Origin of the sequence: Bradyrhizobium sp., assembly GCF_016213215.1 — a bacterium.
Taxonomy (GTDB): Bacteria; Pseudomonadota; Alphaproteobacteria; order Rhizobiales; family Xanthobacteraceae; genus Bradyrhizobium.
The window spans coordinates 1-17,650 of record NZ_JACRAW010000069.1 but is presented as its reverse complement, the minus strand read 5'-3'; the positions used below and the strand labels follow the sequence as shown (position 1 = coordinate 17,650).

At 61.5% G+C, this 17,650-nt stretch carries 19 protein-coding genes; 8 read left to right on the top strand and 11 right to left on the bottom strand.

The genetic code is table 11. The features are described from left to right. Nucleotides 1-49 precede the first annotated feature (49 nt). Both HY852_RS12345 and HY852_RS12340 read left to right on the top strand, forming a co-directional pair. Nucleotides 50-457, top strand: coding sequence for a c-type cytochrome (locus tag HY852_RS12345; protein ID WP_291604980.1), 408 nt, complete (start codon nt 50-52; stop codon nt 455-457). Between the two features lie 193 nt (nt 458-650). Further along, nucleotides 651-911 (top strand): DUF3606 domain-containing protein, encoded by a 261-nt coding sequence (locus HY852_RS12340; protein WP_291604979.1) that lies wholly within the window; start codon nt 651-653, stop codon nt 909-911. 48 nt (nt 912-959) lie between these two features. On the opposite strand, the gene HY852_RS12335 is transcribed toward HY852_RS12340, so the two are convergent. From HY852_RS12335 to HY852_RS12315, 5 genes are all read right to left on the bottom strand, one after another. Further along, nucleotides 960-1,136 carry a hypothetical protein gene (locus tag HY852_RS12335; protein WP_291604978.1) on the bottom strand — a complete coding sequence of 59 codons (177 nt, stop codon included), beginning with the start codon at nt 1,134-1,136 and terminating at the stop codon, nt 960-962. A gap of 211 nt (nt 1,137-1,347) precedes the next feature. Continuing rightward, nucleotides 1,348-2,073: a hypothetical protein gene (locus tag HY852_RS12330; protein WP_291604976.1), complete on the bottom strand. Its 726-nt coding sequence runs from the start codon at nt 2,071-2,073 to the stop codon at nt 1,348-1,350. Beyond that, nucleotides 2,070-2,465: a phage holin family protein gene (locus tag HY852_RS12325; protein ID WP_291604975.1), complete on the bottom strand. Its 396-nt coding sequence runs from the start codon at nt 2,463-2,465 to the stop codon at nt 2,070-2,072. Before HY852_RS12325 ends, HY852_RS12330 begins: the two co-directional genes overlap by 4 nt. After that, on the bottom strand, nt 2,462-3,013 hold the full coding sequence (locus HY852_RS12320) for a hypothetical protein (protein ID WP_291604974.1): 552 nt from the start codon (nt 3,011-3,013) through the stop codon (nt 2,462-2,464). The genes HY852_RS12325 and HY852_RS12320 overlap by 4 nt, the downstream gene beginning before the upstream one ends. Continuing rightward, a complete protein-coding gene (locus tag HY852_RS12315) occupies nt 3,010-4,020 on the bottom strand; it encodes a DUF3618 domain-containing protein (RefSeq protein WP_291604973.1) in 1,011 nt (336 codons plus the stop codon). The genes HY852_RS12320 and HY852_RS12315 overlap by 4 nt, the downstream gene beginning before the upstream one ends. 344 nt (nt 4,021-4,364) lie before the next feature. Between HY852_RS12315 and HY852_RS12310 the strand changes: the two genes are divergently transcribed. The 5 genes from HY852_RS12310 to HY852_RS12290 all read left to right on the top strand — a co-directional run bounded on the left by HY852_RS12310 (nt 4,365) and on the right by HY852_RS12290 (nt 9,208). Then, nucleotides 4,365-5,648, top strand: coding sequence for an SDR family oxidoreductase (locus HY852_RS12310; protein ID WP_291604971.1), 1,284 nt, complete (start codon nt 4,365-4,367; stop codon nt 5,646-5,648). Then, nucleotides 5,645-6,118 (top strand): DUF2269 domain-containing protein, encoded by a 474-nt coding sequence (locus HY852_RS12305; protein ID WP_291604970.1) that lies wholly within the window; start codon nt 5,645-5,647, stop codon nt 6,116-6,118. Before HY852_RS12310 ends, HY852_RS12305 begins: the two co-directional genes overlap by 4 nt. Before the next feature lie 269 nt (nt 6,119-6,387). Next, nucleotides 6,388-7,335 carry an oxygenase MpaB family protein gene (locus HY852_RS12300; protein WP_291604969.1) on the top strand — a complete coding sequence of 316 codons (948 nt, stop codon included), beginning with the start codon at nt 6,388-6,390 and terminating at the stop codon, nt 7,333-7,335. Nucleotides 7,336-7,506: 171 nt separating this feature from the next. Next, nucleotides 7,507-7,725, top strand: a complete 219-nt coding sequence (locus HY852_RS12295; protein WP_291604968.1) for a hypothetical protein — start codon at nt 7,507-7,509, stop codon at nt 7,723-7,725. Beyond that, a complete protein-coding gene (locus HY852_RS12290; protein ID WP_291604967.1) occupies nt 7,706-9,208 on the top strand; it encodes an amidohydrolase family protein in 1,503 nt (500 codons plus the stop codon). The genes HY852_RS12295 and HY852_RS12290 overlap by 20 nt, the downstream gene beginning before the upstream one ends. Before the next feature lie 78 nt (nt 9,209-9,286). On the opposite strand, the gene HY852_RS12285 is transcribed toward HY852_RS12290, so the two are convergent. From HY852_RS12285 to HY852_RS12275, 3 genes are all read right to left on the bottom strand, one after another. Further along, the gene (locus tag HY852_RS12285) at nt 9,287-9,550 is read right to left on the bottom strand and encodes a GlsB/YeaQ/YmgE family stress response membrane protein (protein WP_291604966.1); all 264 of its coding nucleotides are present in this window, start codon (nt 9,548-9,550) and stop codon (nt 9,287-9,289) included. A gap of 43 nt (nt 9,551-9,593) precedes the next feature. After that, the gene (locus HY852_RS12280; RefSeq protein WP_291604965.1) at nt 9,594-10,049 is read right to left on the bottom strand and encodes a YidB family protein; all 456 of its coding nucleotides are present in this window, start codon (nt 10,047-10,049) and stop codon (nt 9,594-9,596) included. Between the two features lie 268 nt (nt 10,050-10,317). Then, nucleotides 10,318-10,872, bottom strand: a complete 555-nt coding sequence (locus HY852_RS12275; protein ID WP_291604964.1) for a group 1 truncated hemoglobin — start codon at nt 10,870-10,872, stop codon at nt 10,318-10,320. Between the two features lie 377 nt (nt 10,873-11,249). Here HY852_RS12275 and HY852_RS12270 point away from each other — a divergent pair, with 377 nt between their 5' ends. Continuing rightward, on the top strand, nt 11,250-12,059 hold the full coding sequence (locus tag HY852_RS12270; protein WP_291604963.1) for an enoyl-CoA hydratase/isomerase family protein: 810 nt from the start codon (nt 11,250-11,252) through the stop codon (nt 12,057-12,059). 181 nt (nt 12,060-12,240) lie between these two features. On the opposite strand, the gene HY852_RS12265 is transcribed toward HY852_RS12270, so the two are convergent. The 3 genes from HY852_RS12265 to HY852_RS12255 all read right to left on the bottom strand — a co-directional run bounded on the left by HY852_RS12265 (nt 12,241) and on the right by HY852_RS12255 (nt 17,022). Then, on the bottom strand, nt 12,241-14,199 hold the full coding sequence (locus tag HY852_RS12265; protein ID WP_291604962.1) for an AMP-binding protein: 1,959 nt from the start codon (nt 14,197-14,199) through the stop codon (nt 12,241-12,243). A 95-nt stretch (nt 14,200-14,294) separates the two neighbouring features. Beyond that, nucleotides 14,295-14,993, bottom strand: a complete 699-nt coding sequence (bcsS, locus tag HY852_RS12260; protein WP_291604961.1) for a cellulose biosynthesis protein BcsS — start codon at nt 14,991-14,993, stop codon at nt 14,295-14,297. Nucleotides 14,994-15,063: 70 nt separating this feature from the next. Next, nucleotides 15,064-17,022, bottom strand: a complete 1,959-nt coding sequence (locus tag HY852_RS12255; protein WP_291604960.1) for a glycosyltransferase family 2 protein — start codon at nt 17,020-17,022, stop codon at nt 15,064-15,066. Nucleotides 17,023-17,650 lie beyond the last annotated feature (628 nt).

Below are 17,650 nucleotides of genomic sequence, written 5' to 3'. Positions count from 1 at the left end.
CCACTTTGGTTGGTGTTGGAGTCTTCTGGTTGGCCATTTCGACCAGACGATGGCTCGGCTTGCCGCCGGCTGGCCGCCGGGTGATACTGCAGATCGAAAACGAAACCCATCCGGTGCTCGAATGAACGCTTCCGATGTTTGTCGCGGCCTTTTCGTGTCAGCCCTTTTTGTCGCGTCGTATGCAATTGGCGGGGAAACGTCGGCCCAGCCTGTCAGTGGAGATCCCTCTGCAGGACGTCGAACGGCGGCTACGCTTTGCATGCAATGCCATCAGGTTAGCGGTCGGACCGGCGCTGAGAGTCCTTCCGGCTTCGCGGAAATAGCCAATCTGTCCTCAACCACGCCGCTTTCCCTGAAGGTGTTTCTTCGCTCCAATCACAACCGAATGCCCAACCTGATCATTTCGGAGTCCGATACCGACGATCTGATCGCGTTTATCCTCAGTCTCAAGAAGTAGCCGAGCTCAGCCCTCCGCCGGAGTTCGGAAGAGACTCCGATCGGACGACGGAGACAGCCCGATCGGATTACACCGTTCCGCGAGTGCGATCGAGGTGCCGAAGCACGGCTTCTTCGGATCCAAAGCGATCTTGAGGCGCAGGCTGGAACATTCCCTGTCCGCGTCGATTAGCTTCGCATCGGAGCACGCCATCATGCGCACTGTAAAACGGACGCCCATTCGCAACAGACTGGACCTCACCGATGCGCGGCAGGTCAGGACAATCAAGAAACGGCTTGGCGTGACGGAGCACGAACTCAGGAGCATCGTGGACAAGATTGGAGATTCCATCGCGGCTATCAGCAAGGAGGTTGACGCCCAGAAGCTTATCCGCACAGGTAATCTCGGCGCTGCGGTTGCTTCCAACTCACATGCCGAAGCTGATTTGAAGGCTGCGACTGTCTCGAAATTCTAGACGCATTGGCGTGCGCACCCCAGGTCGTGCGCAGCCTTGACCGATCCATCATTCGTTGCTGCTCTGGACAGGCACGATTTCCAGCTGGGCATCGGCCAGCGCCTCGACGACACACTTTGCGACGATCTTGGCTTCCTCAGTCCCCATCTGGTGCGGGGGTTGCTCCTTGAGAGCATCCAAGATCGCCGTTGCAATGATGGTCATCGCCTGGTGCGTGTCAGCCAATCTTGCTCTCCCATCCCGGTGATCTCGGCCGCTCTGATCAGCTTGGATGATTGGACTCACCTCGGACAAGGCTCGCGGTAACGCGGACGCAGACCCTGCCCGCGCCTTGCCCACGTAGTACTTCCGACTTCGCCGTCGAGCTTACCGACCTCAAGAAACATTCGTCCGCTTGCGGACATTGGCGCTGAGATCAAGGCAGGGAGAGATGCGCTTACGCGCCTGACGTCTCACGAGCTGCACGAAGAGCATCATCGCCGGTTCGCTTAAGCCTGTCGATCGATTCGGCGGTCATGTCGCTGACTTCATTTCTCACCACGTCCGCTCCCTCTCTCAAGCTTTGCGACACGCCAGCGGCTCGCGTCTGGATGCTGTTCTTTACCTTGTCACTCAAAGGGCCTGCCATCTCGTTCTCGAGTGCGGAGCTCTGGAAGGCGCTGGCCACCATGCCACCGACCGCCAAGCCGATCGCGCCAAGCGCCAACGGCTGCCTTTCAAAAAGATCCGACAAAATGGTTCGCGTTTGCGTGTATGCCCCTCTGACGGTCTCACGGGGATCAGGAAACTGACCTGCCGTCTCCATGACGTGAGATGTGCCTTTTGCCCAGACCTCCCGGAGAGAGTCGAAGGTTTCGGAGGCCGAATTCGCCATCGGTTGCATTCCCTCGCGGATATTGCCCGCAGCTTCGGCTTTCGAGGCGCCCGCTGCCTCTGCCGCCCTGCTCACGCCGTCGCGAACGGCGGCCCCGGTGTTCCGGATGTTGCGCGCGGTGATGTCGACCACCGGTTCGGCCGCACTGGCGATACCCGATGCCGCCGACTTGACGCCCTGATTGCCAAGCAGGAACCACAAGGCCCCGCCCGCTACCAGGGCGGCACCGAGCGGATTCTCCCGGGCCGCGGCGGTCAGTTTGTCCACGAAGTTGTTGGGGTTGTTCATCGAACCATTTCCTTTACCGCGTTCTTGTCCTTGTCGAGCTGGCGCATTGTTTCGTTCGGCGCCAGCGTCCTTGCATCCAGGCGGTTGATACCGATCGCGAACAAGATCGCCGCGAGTAGCCCGGCGATGACGGCCGACACCAGGTAGGAAACCGGCTCCGACCATCCCGCCGAGATCAAGGCGGCGGAAAGCGCGAACAGCGCCATGACCAGCGCCGGTATGACGAACATCGCTCCTGCCGCGATCATGCCGGCCGCGGTGCCCACCTGCCGGGCTTTTTCGCCGAACTCGGCTTTCGCCAGCTCGATTTCGTTCTGAAACAGCTTGGTGAATTGCGAAAGCGCATCACCCATCAGCGTGGCGATGGTGCGGAAGTCCTGTCTGTCGATCATGATCTGTCGTCCCGCGCCCCGGAGGTGTCGCCTGAAGCCTTCAGGAACCGCACGGCGGCAAAACCTGCGAGCACGGACAGCCCGAGGAAAGCAACCGGCTGGCGCTTCGCAAAATCGGTCGCTCCGTCGACGAGGTCGCGGAAGGTCCCGTTCCGGATTTTCTCGGCAGCGTCCTCCACGTAATCGGCGGCCGAGTTGATGCCGCGAGCGGCGAAGGGGGCGTCTGATTGGAACGCTTGGGCAGCGCTGCGGATGTTCCCGGCTACCCGTTCGACGAAATCGGCCCCCGCATGTTGCTGCTCGCGAGCCTTCTCCTGGACCTTGCCGGCTGCGTCGGATGCAACGTCCCTGACGGCCTCGGCGGCTTCCTTGAACCGCCCGCTCGCAGCGTCACTTGACGCCTGGAAAGCCTCGCCCGCACGCTGCCTGGCTTCGGCTTCGCTCATTTGACCCTGGAACGGTCGGGAGCTTTCCCCCGTCTGGCCTTTGGAGGAAGACTGGGAAGATCGTTCTTTGCTCTCTTTGTTGTAAACGTCGAAATCGCTCATGACTGCCTCTGTTCACTCTGGTGATTGTGAGACGGTTCGAACGCCGTCGTGACAGCGTCTTCCGTCACCGTCTTCAGCGTCTCTGCCACGTCCTGGGTCATGCGGCTGGCGTGCTCTCCAAGATCGGCATCGGACGCGGTTTGCGCTGCGGACTCTACGGCCGAAAGAGTCGCCTCTTTCGCCGCTTCATAACCCGACTGAGCCGCGTGCCTCGCAGCCTCCCGTACACGTGCGCTCGGCTTCCCAAGCATCCGGCTCTCCGCGCGGCTGGCGGGGAACGAGGCTGCGACGATGGCGCCGATTGCAACGCCCAAGGCGCCAACCAGCGCGGCATTCTGCCTGATCGCCTGCCGGGCGGCCTCGGGAGCAGCGGAGGTTGCGTCCACGGCCTTGCTCCGCGCTTGTTCCATTGCGTCCTTGGCCACTTGAGCGCTCGCGGTCAATTTGTCGCGGAGGGCGGCTCCAGTCTGAACAGCCTGATCTCGGAGATCCTCCAGTTTGGCCGAGGCGGTGTCGCCGAGTTCACCGGCCTTGTTCATCGCCTGGCTGGCGGTGTCGGAAACGGTCTCTTGCAGCGAAGCACCGGTGGATTTGGCCTGATCGGAAGCATCAGCGACATAGGCTTTGGCCTTTTCGGTCAGCGGCGCGGCCAGGTCGCTTGCCTTCTCTCGCACTGTCCTGGAGCTAAGGGCGAGCCCCGCGCCCATGACAAGAAGAGGGAGTGGGATTGCGCGCGACAACCGAAGTGTCGGGGCCGCGATGGCCACCCCCGCAGCAATCGCCTGCAATGGATTTTCCATCGCCTGTTGCTTGAGAGCGTCGACCCAGTTCTTGCTTTTGTCGCTCAGATAGCTTGAGACTTCCGCCTTGATGCCGGCCGGAGAAACTCTGTACCGGATGTCCTCGGCGGTATCCTTGATCTTGTACTTGAGCAATTCGACGGTAGTGGTCAGCTGCTCGCGGCTGCGCTCAGACTCTCGCCTGAGGTATTCGACTGATTGTGCCATGGGTTCTTCTTCTTCATATGAGTGCAACTCGAACTCATCGTCCGTTGATTTGTTCCTGAAAGGCTGAAACCCGGCATTGCCTTGCTACCCTCGATGCTCATCGGCTGCCGCCTCGGTGGGTTCCGCTTCGGGAAAGCGCGCAGTGATCGGTCCAAAGCCAGGGACGATGATCGCCCCAGCCGCGTCTTGTCCGGAGCGCGCGCCCCGCGCGCCGGAGTACCAGCAGAACTGCGGAGGCTAATGTTGCCACGGCCTTTGATGGCGCCCATCCCAACATCCGTTGGAACACCGGCGTGCGAGTACGTGTTCTCTGAGCCAGGCAGACGGCCGACCGGAACGCGTGCATGAACATTCTCCTCATCGGAGCATCGGGCCTGATTGGATCGGAAATAGCGGCTGGGCTGGCCCGGGAGGGGCACCAGATCGTGGGACTAGCTCGCCGGCCGCGTCACGAAATGGCGGTCGCAGGATGGGTGAGCCTGGACATTGCGACCGCCCGCCGCCCCGAGGACTGGCTCCCTCACCTGAAAGCTGTCGACGCGGTCATCAACTGCGCCGGCGTGCTGCAAGACAGCCCGCGTGAGGACGCGGAGGGCGTCCACTCGGCAGGCGTGGGGGTCTTGTTCGCCGCCTGTGAACAGGTTGGCATTCGTCGGGTGATCCATTTATCCGCGATCGGAGTTGATCGGGCGCAACCCTCGCCGTTCTCGGCGACAAAATACCGCGGCGACCGGCAGCTGATGGCTCGGGATTTGGACTGGGTCATCTTGAGACCTTCGGTAGTCCTCGGGCGCCCCGCCTTTGGCGCGAGCGCGCTCATTCGTGCCCTCGCCAGCTTGCCGGTCGTGCCGTTGATGCCCGGCACGCAGGCGCTTCAGGTCGTTCAGCTTCCGGATCTGCTTGCGACGATTTCGTTCTTTCTGAAGCCGAATGCTCCCTCACGCCTGGAGCTTGAACTTGCCGGTCCCGACAGGTTGATGATGCAAGAAATCATCGCGCAGTACCGTCGTTGGTACGGCTGGACGCGGGCTCGGAGCTTCACCCTTCCTTCCGCGATTGCGACTTTTCTTTATGCGCTCGGCGACATGGCGGGAGCACTGGGTTGGCGCCCGCCCGTGCGGACCAATGCCGCGCGGGAGATCGCACGCGGAGCCACAGGGAATCCGGAACGATGGACCGGGATAACCGGCATTCGTCCCGAGTCGCTGACGCAGGCGCTTGCGCGTGAACCTGCCACCATCCAGGAAAAATGGTTCGCGCGCCTGTACCTCGCCAAGGCAATCATCTTTCCAGTACTGGCGGCGTTCTGGATAGGGACGGGCGTGATTTCACTGACTGTCGGATATCCAAGCGGCATCGAACTGATGCGCAGCACAGGAGCCGGCGAACTGTCAGGCCCGGCCGTGATCGCCGGCGCGCTCGCGGACATTGCCGTTGGCATCGGCATCGCATGGCGGCCTCTCACGCGACATGGCCTGTATGGCGCGCTTGCGCTGTCACTGTTCTATGCGGTTGCAGGCTCCATTCTGCGCCCGGACCTATGGAGCGAGCCGCTTGGGCCGCTGCTTAAAATAATCCCGATCGTTGTGCTACATCTGATCGCACTCGGGATTCTGGATGACAGATGACGCTGTACTTCCTGCTGAAGTATCTTCACGTCATCGGCGCCGCGGTGATGCTGGGCACGGGAGCCGGCATCGCGTTTTTCATGCTGCGCGCGCATTTGACCGGCGAGCCTGCGGTGATCGCGGCCGTCGCGCGGATGGTTGTGCTTGCGGATTTTCTGTTTACAGCGACAGCTGTTGTCGCGCAGCCGATAACGGGGGTCTTGCTTGCCCGTGAGGTTGGGTATTCCCTGACCGAAGGCTGGATCGTGCTCTCGGTCGCCCTGTACGTGTTGACTGGAGCCTTTTGGCTCCCGGTCGTCTGGATCCAGATGCAGATGCGAAATCTTGCCGCGCTTTCGGTGGTCGACGGAAAACCCCTGCCCGCCCGATATTTTACCCTGTTCCGAATCTGGTTTGTGTTTGGCTTTCCCGCTTTCGGCGCGGTCATGGCGATATTCTGGCTGATGATTGCCAGGCCATCGATCTGGTGACGGATGGTTTGCGGTCGTATCCGAGCTGATCGAGCGTTCTTATCGAATTATCTCGGCACCTTGCGCCAAGGCCAGAGCCGGTGCGGCACTTGCGCAAGTCTATTTGCGCTTTTTGCCTGGATTGAGAGCGCAATGACGGAGATCCGGTCAAGCTTCGCCAGAGGCTGAGAGCTGCGAAGCGGAGCCGAAGACAGCGACACTCTTTGGCTGCTTTTTCGTCGTCGAATTGCAACCGACTTGTCCGGCCGCTCCTTTCGAAAGGTTCAAACTTGGTTTCCGAACGCGACTTGGAGACGGCTCTGGATTTCGCCCGTGCTGAAGCCGCAGGATCGATCGAGGGCCTCTTCGGTCCAGCCTCACTGACCTGGCGGATCGACAGAGAAGCCGTCATCTTCCTGGGCGCGGGTCGCGCTTTGCTCCTTCAACTGGCCCACCCATGGGTGGCCGCCGCTGTCGCCGAACACTCTCGGACCTTTGCGGATCCGATTGGCCGCTTCCATCGAACCTTTGACGTCGTATTTTCAATGGTGTTCGGTTCGCTCGACAAGGCACTTGCTGCCGCCCGACACCTGTATCGGCGCCACGCGACGATCGTCGGCGTCTTGCCCGAGGCAAGCGGTCCCTTCGCTTTGGGCACGACCTATTGCGCTAACGATCTGTCAGCGCTGCGGTGGGTTCACGCCACCCTGACCGAGAGCGCCGTTATTGCGCACGACCTTGCTTTGCCTCCGCTATCGGTCGAGGAGTGCGAGCAATATTGGTCCGAAAGCCGGCTCTTCGGGGCGTTGTTCGGGCTAACCTCTGCCGACTTGCCCGCCGATTGGGCATCGTTCGTCGCCTATAACCAGGCGATGGTTCAGTCCGATACTCTGTCAGTCAGCACCGCGGCGCGCCACGTGGCCGCGCAGATCTTCGCCGGAGGACCATCATGGCTACGGCCGCCGAGATGGTACCTGGCCCTCACTGCCCGGACGTTGCCGGAACGGTTGCGCGTGGGCTTCGGGTTGACCTTTGACGAACGTGAGAACAGAGCTGCGGACCGCGCGCTTGCATGGATACGACGCGTGTATCCCAAAGTACCTGCCCGCCTTCGATACGTCGGCCCCTATCAGGAAGCCCAGGCGCGACTCCGCGGAAAGCAGCAGCCCGACTGGGCCACCCGATGTCTGAATCGGGCTTGGATCGGACGACCACAGCTGGACGACCACCGGAAGTAACGTTGCCCACAGGTGGTTCCGGTCAACTCTGGTTGTTCACGCCTCGTATCCGGCGCGAAGCGCAAACGGATGATCTGGAACCAGGGCTTGGGGCAACGTGGCTGCCGGATAACATGCTTGCGCGACTACAAGTTTGAGCGTTGAATTCCTCCACTCTGCTCCGATCGCGGGATGCAAATCTCGCTCGGGCTCAGCCAAGGGCTGCAGACCGAGAACCAAACGTCCGAACTGGTTCAGCAGGGCTGCGAATGTCTCGAAAACGTCTCGACAGAAATTCGTATCGGCGCCGGTCGGTTCGGCCGCCGACGCATGTTGCTGCGCTGTAAGCGCCGGGGCGCTCGCGCACCCGGGAACAAGGAGGAGGACAACGATGAGCACGTGGCTGAGTGAACGAGAGCAGCGCCTCGTCGCAGGCGCCGAGTCGGCATCTGCGGCGACCCCGATCCCGACCCAGATCGTCTCCAACGGCGAGTATCTCCCGCCCCCGCAGAGCGCTACCCAGAAGAAGGTCGAGGCACGGATCAATGAGCTCGCCGACGTGAACTGCAAGCAGCTGGGTCTGAGCCGCCGCCAATTCATGCTTACAGGCTGCGGCATGGCTGCGGCATTTCTCGCGATGAACGACATCTACGGCAATGTCTTCCAGGTTACGCCGGCCGAAGCCCGCGAGCCCGAGCTCATGCTGGCTCGGGCGCAAACTCTGGCGGGCCAGTTCATCTTCGATGTCCAGACCCATTTCGTGCGCGACGACTTCGACCATAAGGAACTCCTGGGCCTCGGCCAGTTCGCGAGCGAGCACTGGAATCCGAAGATGAAGGAGGAAGGCGTCTCCTCGCTCGCACGCTACAAGTTTCAGAACTACGTGAAAGAGATCTACTACGACAGCGACACCAGCGTGGCGCTGCTGAGCGGTGCGCCGTTCGACGACCCGAGCTGGTGGCTTCTGTCCAACGAGCAGATCGTCAAGGCGCGCGAGCTGATCAACGATTTCGCCGGCTCGCGGCGCTTGCTGGCGCACAGCGTGATCACCCCGAAGCAGCCCGGCTGGATGGAGGAGGTCGACAAGGCGATCGAGATCTACAAGCCGGATTCCTGGAAGTCTTACACGATCGGAGACCCGCTGGCGCCCTCGAAGTTTCCATGGCGGCTCGATGACGAACAGCTGATGTATCCGTTCTACGACAAAGCGGGGAAGGCGGGCATCAATACGCTGTGCATCCACAAGGGCCTGCTGCCGCCCGACTACGAGAAGTCGTTCGCCGGCGTGTGGGAATACGCAACCGCGTGGGATATCGGGAAAGCCGCCAAGGACTGGCCGCAGATGAACTTCGTGATCTATCACTCGGCGTTGCGGCCGTTCCTTGAGCTGCCCGACCAGGCTTGGGCGGAGTTCGAACAGACCGGCCGCATCCGCTGGGCGACGGACCTGGCGGAAATCCCGCAGAAGTTCGGCGTCACCAACGTCTACGCCGAACTCGGCACCTCGTTTGCCAACTCGGCGGTGGCGCATCCGAAGTTCTGCGCCGCGCTGGTCGGCACGCTCATCAAGGGCATGGGGATCGACCATGTCATGTGGGGCACCGACTCGGTCTGGTACGGCTCGCCGCAGTGGCAGATCGAGGCGCTGCGCCGGCTGGAAATCCCGGAGGACATGCAGAAGAAGTACGGGTTTGCGCCGCTCGGGGACGCCAACAGTGCCATTAAGCAGCTGATCTTCGCCGGGAACGCGACGAGACTCTACAAGATGAAGCTGAAGGCGGCCGACAACGCCATGCCGACGTATTCGGAGGATCGTCTCGCGGCGCTCAAGAACGAGTACGAGTTGGCTGGTCAGCCCTCGAACCTGCGCTACGGCTATGTTCGCGCCGGCTGAGCACCCAGACTGCTGCGCCCGCGGAGCAGCCAACCTCGCGGGCGCGGTCTCGGCACCACTCGCAAAGACTTCGGCATTCTAGATCGTGCGCCGTCGCCGGCCGGCCACCATTCCATAGACGAAGAGAACGATGATCGCGCCGACCACAGCACCGATCAAGCCAGCGCCCTCTCCCGGGCGATACCAACCGAGAGCCTGACCGAGCCAGGTCGCGACGAAAGCGCCGACGATGCCGAGGATGGTCGTCAGTATGAAGCCGGACGGCTCGTTGTCTCCGGGCATGATGAGTTTAGCTATCACGCCGGCAATGAAGCCGATGATGATCGTCCAAAGGATGCTCATTCAGAAGTCCTTCCCGAAACGCTGCAGTGAAGGAGGTGGTCCATCATGCAGAAGGTAAGCGCCCGTCAGGCGTGTACTTATCGACCGCCGTGGGTAGCTCGCGAGATAGCCTGGCAACAAGCTCCTCTTGTGAGAGCCCGGTCTGCTGCTCGAGCTTCTCCAGGACGTCAGATCCGATCGCCTGCTTCAGCTGGGGTGGTGAGATCTCCTTGTTGGGACCTCGATCGATCCAGGATTTAGCCGCATCGCCCTGGCCGTTTTGCTGGAAGCGCTCCAGTAGTTCGCCAATTCCTCCGTTGAGCAGTCCACCTACTCCCGCCCCTCCCAACATCCCACTCAGGCCGCCAATCAGGCCGCCCAGCGGCTGCTGGTTGCCGGCCGAGGACGACTCGCCAGCTCCTGCACCCTTGAGCAATTCTGCCAGCTTGTCGCGATTCTGATACCCCGCAATCGCGAGCAGCCCGAGAAGTGCAGTCATCGATGGCATTCCACGGCCCATAGCTCTTGCCTCCATTCAAGGGATTGATGTCGGAAACTCCCGCCTTCCGGTTCTGTTCCTCTCGCGTCTTCAGCTTTTGCTTGTCCGTCCCGATTTGCGTCGTCAGGTCTTGGTGAGCGCCTTTCCCCTACGCGTCTCGCATTGCGCCAACAGCAGAACGCACACCGCGGCAACCGGTCGCTTTGTTCGGTTTGCGGCCGGCGCGCAGGCTGCCTTCGCGGCCGGCCTCGACCGGGCGGGATCGTCCGACCGGAGAACACGGAATGGTTCAGCCGCGTTTGGCGCGCGCGGCGTAACCGGCGGTCACCTCGTCCTTGTGGGCGGCGAATGCTGCCAGGACTTCGGCCTTTTCGCGTTTCGGGACCTTGGCAAAGTCGAGGGTCCGCCCGAGTTCCGCTGCGACTTCGTCGAATTCTGCCGGGGATATGCGGAGGTCGCGGTGGGCCTCCTCAAGGCCAAGCGGCGTCGAGCCGGGCTTTGTGGCTGTGAACTGGAACGGCCCGCCCGAAACGTTACAGACCCACAGCGTGCGCATGAACTTGAGGCCGGGCAGCCTTTCAAGATCTTTTGTGTGCCACTCCCGCAGCTGCGGATTTTTGGACTTCCGACCAACGACAGGGTTCTTCACGACGGCGTCGCTGAAGTGATCGACGACCGCCGCGATAGCGAAGACGCCGCCGAGCCGCTCATACAGACTTTTCTCAGGCGTGGGCTGGCGAACCTGCGCGTACGCGCTGTCGATCTCCGCCAAAGCCGCTGGCGCAGCGGTCAGCGCCAGTCCCGCGACCATGCTTCGTCTTGTGATAGAAGTCGCCTTTGCCATTGATACCTCCTTCGTGTTGGTTCCAGGGCGTCCCCTCCCGAGCGCGGCATCGGCCTCAAGCGGGGCCGTCCGCGTGCTCGTGCTGCACCCGTGCCGTTGAGCTCCTCGGTGCCCACTTGGATGGTTCTTGGGGGAAAAGGTTTCCAGAAAAATCGAGACCTCGCGAGGTCCAGACGCGCTCGGCAGGTGAATGGGGGACAGGGTCACCACGTCGCACGCAGCGCCAACCCAGGTATTGACCGAGTTGGTACGGACGTTCCCTCGAGCGGTACCTTTCGACACTCTTGGCGAACGCGGTGCTTGCGGCAGACAATAACGAACTCTAACATTTGTTAGAAAAGGTTGCACCTTGGGGTGCCAAGAGCAGGAACGTTCAAATGTCCGGTCGATACGCCGCCTACACCAGACTGAAGCTCGATTATCCGCTGGAGCGGATCTTGCGCATTACCTTCGATCGTCCCGAAACATATAATTCCGTGGATGCCGAAACGCATACGCAGCTCACCAACATCTGGCGCGACATCAACGACGACCCCGATGTCAACGCCGTGATCGTGACGGGAGCCGGAAAAGCGTTCTCGGCCGGAGGTGATTTCGAGCTGATCAAGGGCCTGCTCGATAATCCGGCCGCGCGGATGGCCACGTGGAAGGAAGCGAAGGACCTCGTCTACAACGTTATCAACTGCAACAAGCCGATCATCTCTGCCATCAACGGCGTTGCGGTGGGAGCCGGCCTCGTCGTCGGCATCCTTGCCGACGTCTCGATCTGCGGAAAGTCTGCGCGAATCGTCGATGGACACACGCGTCTCGGTGTGGCGGCGGGCGATGTCGCCTGCATCATCTGGCCATTGCTCTGCGGGTTGGCGAAGGCGAAGTACTATCTGCTCACGTGCAAGCCGCTGTCGGGTGAGGAGGCTGAACGCATCGGGCTGGTCTCGCTTTGCGTGGAAGATGCCGAACTGCAGAAGATTGCGCTTGAAACCGCCCAGGATCTCGCGACCGGTGCGCAGAGCGCGATCCGTTGGACCAAATATTCCCTGAACAACTGGCTTCGCGTCAACGGGCCGCTGTTCGACACCTCGACCGCCCTGGAAATCCTCGGCTTCGCTGGCGCCGAGGCGCACGAAGGTCTGGCCTCTCACCTGGAGAAGCGCAAGCCTGCGTTCCCCAAGGATTGTCCGATCTGAAGCTTTAATTGTCGCCGCGCCTACGACCTACCTCTCCCATTGGCAGAGGTCGGCGCGCCGCGCCGGGTGAGGGGCGCGGTCTCTTGGTACCTGAGTCCCCCTCACCCGATTTGCTACGCAAATCGACCTCTCCCCGCCGGGGAGAGGTCACCGAGCCTGCGGTCAGATCGATAACCGAAAATCAGCCTGACCGGGACGCCGTCAGGCTTCGCCGGAAGTGCTCAACCGCTTCAGGGTTGGCAAGGTAGGAAAGATCGCCGGGATCCCTGTCCTCGAAAACGGCACGAAGCACGCGTCTCATGATTTTCATGTTGCGCGTCTTCGGCAAGTCGTCGACCAGCAGGACTTCTTCCGGGCGGTACGAAGCGCCCATCCCGCGCACCAGCGCCTGGGACAGTTCTTCCGAAAGAGAGTCAGAATCCTGCGTCCCCGCCATCGGTACGCAAGCGCACACGATGGCTGAGCCTTTCACCGGATGAGGGACGCTGAAAGCCGCAGCCTCTGCGACCTTGCCGGTTGCGGTCAGGACGCCCTCCAATTCGGCCGGGCCGACACGCTTTCCCGAAACCTTGATGGTATCGTCCGATCGTCCGAGGATGTAGTAGAGGCCATCGTGGCCGCGCATGGCGAAATCGCCGTGAACCCAGATCCCGGGTATCGTATTCCAATAGCTGTCGAGATAGCGCTGATCGGCCTTCCAGAGGCTCTTGGTGAGGCCGATGGACGCATGGCGCAGCACAAGTTCGCCGACTTCTCCGTCGCCGACGCGATTTCCCGACATGTCCACAATGTCGGCGCCGACCCCGAGTGCAGGTCGGGAGAACGAACATGGGTTCATGGGATGGTTGGAGGTACCGGTGAAGATGCAGCCGCCGACTTCCGTTCCGCCCGAGATGTTGATGATGGGCATCCTGGACTTGCAGACGTGCTCGAAAAACCATTTCCACGGCATCTCGGTCCAGGCTTCGCCGCCCGAGGTCGTCATCCGAAGGCTTGAGAGGTCGTACTTCTCGACCTCGTCGCCATATCGCATCATGCCGCGCACGATGGTGGGCGAAACGCCGAGATAAGTGACTTTGTGTTCGGCAATCAGGCGCCAGAAGCGACCCGTATCGGGATAGTCCGGCGTGCCCTCCGCGACCAGCAGCCTGCCGCCCGCGAAACTTGGAATACAGGCGCACATGGCGCCAACCATCCATCCCATGTCGCTGAAGAAGAAGAAAAGGTCCGAAGGCTTGACGTCGCCGCAGATGATCATGTCGCGCGTGACCATGGACCCGATGAAACTGATGTGCGTCCACACGCAGCCATTGGGCTCCCCGGTTGTGCCCGAGGTGTAGAGAAGGACCGCCGGATCTTCGGCTTCCATCTCGGCGGTCGGAACGTCGTCGCCTTCTCGGGTGATCTCGTGCCACCAGTGGTCCCGTCCCGCCTGCATCGGTGCATCGATGTCCAGCCCGCCGCGGTCGACGACGATCACGTGCTCGACGCTCGCTGCGTTTCCAAGTGCCTCGTCGAGGACGGATTTCAGGCGCGCCGGAACTCCGCGGCGCCAGGTGGCGTTGGCCGTGATCACTGCCTTGGCGTCGCCGTGGTTCAGCCGCGACCGGATTGGGTCGGGGCCGAAGCCTGAGAACAGCGGCATCACGATCGCCCCGATCTTCAAAATCGCGAAGAAGGCGACGAAAGTCTCGGGCAGGTTCGGCATGTAGATGGCAACCACATCCCCCTTGCCGATTCCGAGCTTGCGCAAGCCGCCGGCCAGCCGTCCGACCTCCGAGGCGAATTCACTGTAGGTCAGTTTCCGCTGTTCGCGCTTGTCTTCGCCTTCCCAGACGAGAAAGGTCTGGTCCCACACCGCGGTCCCGCGGTGCTTGTCGATGCAATTGAGGACGATGTTCGTCGTTCCGCCGATGCACCAGCGAGCCCACGGCTGACCTCGCGAGACGTCCATCATCTGCTCGATCGGGCGGTAGAAACGGACGCCGCAGAATCTGAATACTTCCTGCATGAGCCACGCCGGATCAGCATCGGCCTTGGCAGCGAGTGCATCGTAATCGGGCTGCCCCGTGGCGCGAAGGAATGCGGTTAGGTTGCTCTTTTCCACCAGCTCCGCAGGTGGCGTCCAGAGATACGCCATCGTGTTTCCCCCCCCCCGAATTCCAAGCCGTTCTGCAATATTGTTCACGCGGCCTGCTGTCGCGTGTTCTAACAGATGCTGGAATTTGAGGAAGCTCAGAAGTTGGCCTGAAGATTGGCGCCCAGGTAAAGCCCCTCGCCGTAATTGCTGTCCCGCACGAAACCAAGCGAGATGCCGGAGCTGAAACCGGCAAAGGTAACGCCCGTTACATGCGCCCCGAGACGAAGCTGGTCGTAGGTCCAGCTACCCGAGAACGCAGCCTCGGGCCCAACGAAGAGATTGGGAGCGATCGCGAGACCTGTCTTGCCCTGCACGTAGTAGAACTCCGAGGCCGTGTTGTAGTGTGCCTGGAGGTAAACCATCGTGTCATCAGTGGGCTTGCCGTAGAGCGAGCCTAGGACCTTCGCGCCGTAGAGCATCGTATTCGAGGAAGGCAGGTTGCGCGCCGCGTACAGGTGACTGTCCACCACGGTCATCCCCGCGGCAACAAGCAATGACCAGCCGTTCGCCATGAACTGGTAACCCGCAAGCACATCCACCGTTGCATCGAGCCCGATCCGCTTGTGGCCGGAATCGATCATGCTGTAGCGGCGCGCCGAGGCAATCCCCTCCACGCGCCAGCCTGGCTCCCACAGATTGCCGAACGGAGAGTAGAGCGCCGTGAGGTCGGTGTAGAAAGCTCCATAAGAAGCAAAATCACTCGTGCTCTGCACAGAAAAGCGCGGCGGCTCCTCCGCGCCGGCGCCTGTGAACGTGGCGACGAGGGCCGAAGCAAGGCTGGCGATCCGCTTCACGGCTCGGCCCCAAATGCCGCGGTCTTTGCCCAGAACCGTCGCTGCTTCACCACGATCATTTCCCCCTCTCTTACATGCCCGGTTCTTCGATCAGTTCCGTCGCCAAGTCGGCAGCCGGATCGTCAGGGACCGTGGCCAAACCGATGCCCGCCATGATGTCGGTTAGCGCCTCGCGCCAACCTATCAGGCACAAGATGCCGTAAAGGAAGAAGGCGGCGTTGACTGCAGAAAAGCCAAAGAACAGCAGGCTGCCAAACCACAGGTTGGTTGCCGCCGAAACAACGGCGGTAGCCAGGAGCGCGGCCAGGGCGAGAAGATGACAGGCTGGCGCAGCCGTGCGGCCGTCAATCTTCGGCGTGCGTGCGAAGGCGCTCTTGCGTCCGGTGACTATCTGCTCGATCGAACGATACACTCCGGCCAGGTTTATGGGGACGAGCAGCAGCGTCAGCGTATAAACGCGCAGGATGTCCCACCATTTGTAGCCACATCGAACCAGATCCCGTCCGTAAAGCAGGTAGTAGGGAGCGGCAGCGATCGGGAACCATACATTGGAGAACTCGCGACCGAACGGAATCGAAAGAAGCAGCAAGAGGCTGACATTCGCAAGCGCCGGCGAGAGCAGATAATGCGAACGGACGAATACCTCCAGCCCGCCTGCGCGCCGCGAGCCGCGGCCTCGCCAGAGGTCAAGGACGCTCGGGAAAATGATCAGTCCGCCGTTCGCCCACCGCCGCCGCTGGATGACGAGCGCTCCGAAGTCTGGCGGGGTCGCGCTGTAAGCCAGCCGCTCCGGATGGTTGTGCAAGCGCCAGCCGCGTGCCACGAGATCAATGGTCGATCCCGTGTCTTCGATCAATGTCTTTTCCTGGATGAAGACAGGAACCGTGTGACCACGCTCGTCCGTAACGGTCCTGATCTCATCGAGGGCCGCATAGCGAAGCACCGCATTGGCGCCCACCCAAAACGTCGCGTCGTACGCAGTGAAACCCTGGTGCACGAGATACTGGATGTCGGTGGTCGCGCCCGCCACGCGCTCAAGCACCGAAGGCGGGTTCGGGTAGGCCGAATAGGGCGTTTGCGCAATCGCGATACCGGCATCCGCCTCCATGATGGAGACAAGCTTGGCGATGTAATCGGGGAGGATGATGCTGTCGGCGTCGACGGTGATCACGTAGTCCGCGCACGGAACCACGAGGTCGGCCTCGTTTTCAGGGCACTCGACGAGGAGAGGATCGTTACCGCGGCTCCTTTCAACGCGAAAGGCACGTCCGATAAGGCCAATATAGCTGTTGAGATTCATCGCCTTGTTGGGCGCGTGCGAAAGATTGCCGAACCGTTTGCGTTCGAAACAATCGATCGGCACCGCGAACAGAGTGGCCAATCGCCGATACTCCCGGCGAATCTGCTGCGATCCCAGCTCCTTTACGCTTCGAAGTTTCGCGGCGTGCTCGCGATGCTCCCGCACGAGACGATGGATGACGTCACGGGCGAAAACCGCGTCTGCGTGGGCAAATGCCGGCTGAGAACGCTCAGCATAAAGCTTGCCGAGATGCCGCACGAGCGCCGCCGCCTCTTGGTAGAGCCCGGCAAGAATCTCGCGCTCGCTTTCGACGACAACGGAAGCCGACGTAACCCGAACGTCATACGCTTCTGCCGCAGCACGAAAACGATGCGCCGCTCGGCCAAAGAAATCGTCAAGTTCAGCCACGAGGTCGCGTGTAGCGTTGAGCGCGACGAGATCCGCGCCGCTGGTCGCCGGCGGATCATCGATGAGCAACGTAACGCGCTTGTCGGGGTACTCGGAAAGAGCCGCCGACAGCAACGTCTGCATCACGACCGGGATCTGCTCCTTGTAAGAGGGGACGAGAACGCCAACCGGGGCCGGCCTCTCGATCGCGTGGAACGCCTCGCGGTCGCTCACGCTGTCGCGTCGAGTGGCGTGTCGTTTTATCTCTCCAAGTCGCGTCAGCTGGTAGACGACGTTACCGTAGAACAGGCTCAACAAGGCCGCGCAGAAGACGACAGCCAAAAGCAGTTTCTTGATCGAAGGCCGGTCAAGACCAAGATCGAGGCCGGAGATTAGGCTCGCAAAGCCGAGCGCAAGCGCAAGCGCGCTCACGCCGATCGCGAGACGCGTCAGCAGAACTTCGGTTTTCATCTGGGAATTGGCCTAGGAGTGATGCATTCGCCGCCCAGGTATAAGGCGGACTTTGACGCAAATGAGACCCGCTCGCCGGTTCCAGATCTCTTCCGCAACAAGCCGTATTAGCACGGTCGAGTACATCCGATTTTGCCCGCCGGGCAAATCCCCGCAAAACCTGTCAAGCCCTGCCGACGAAAATATTTCGCTTTTACCGAATTCGGAATTGGCGTATGGTTCGCCCCGTCTCACCCGACACGAGGGGCGGATCGCGAGTCGTCACGAAACGCGGGTTGGGATGCGGTGGACGCGACTGCGTCGTGCGCGAAGTGGCGTTGCAGGGCGGACCTCAAGTCCGTGAGCAAGGCTTTCGCGTGGACGAACGGCGCTGAAAGCGTCTTCGCTTCGGCTTCGAGGGTGAGCACACGCCAGCCGTCGAACGCCGGGCGAGGATGTGCGCGGACGGCCAAATCGTGTGGTCCTGGCGCCCGAAGCTGGCGTCAAGCGGCGCGGAGGC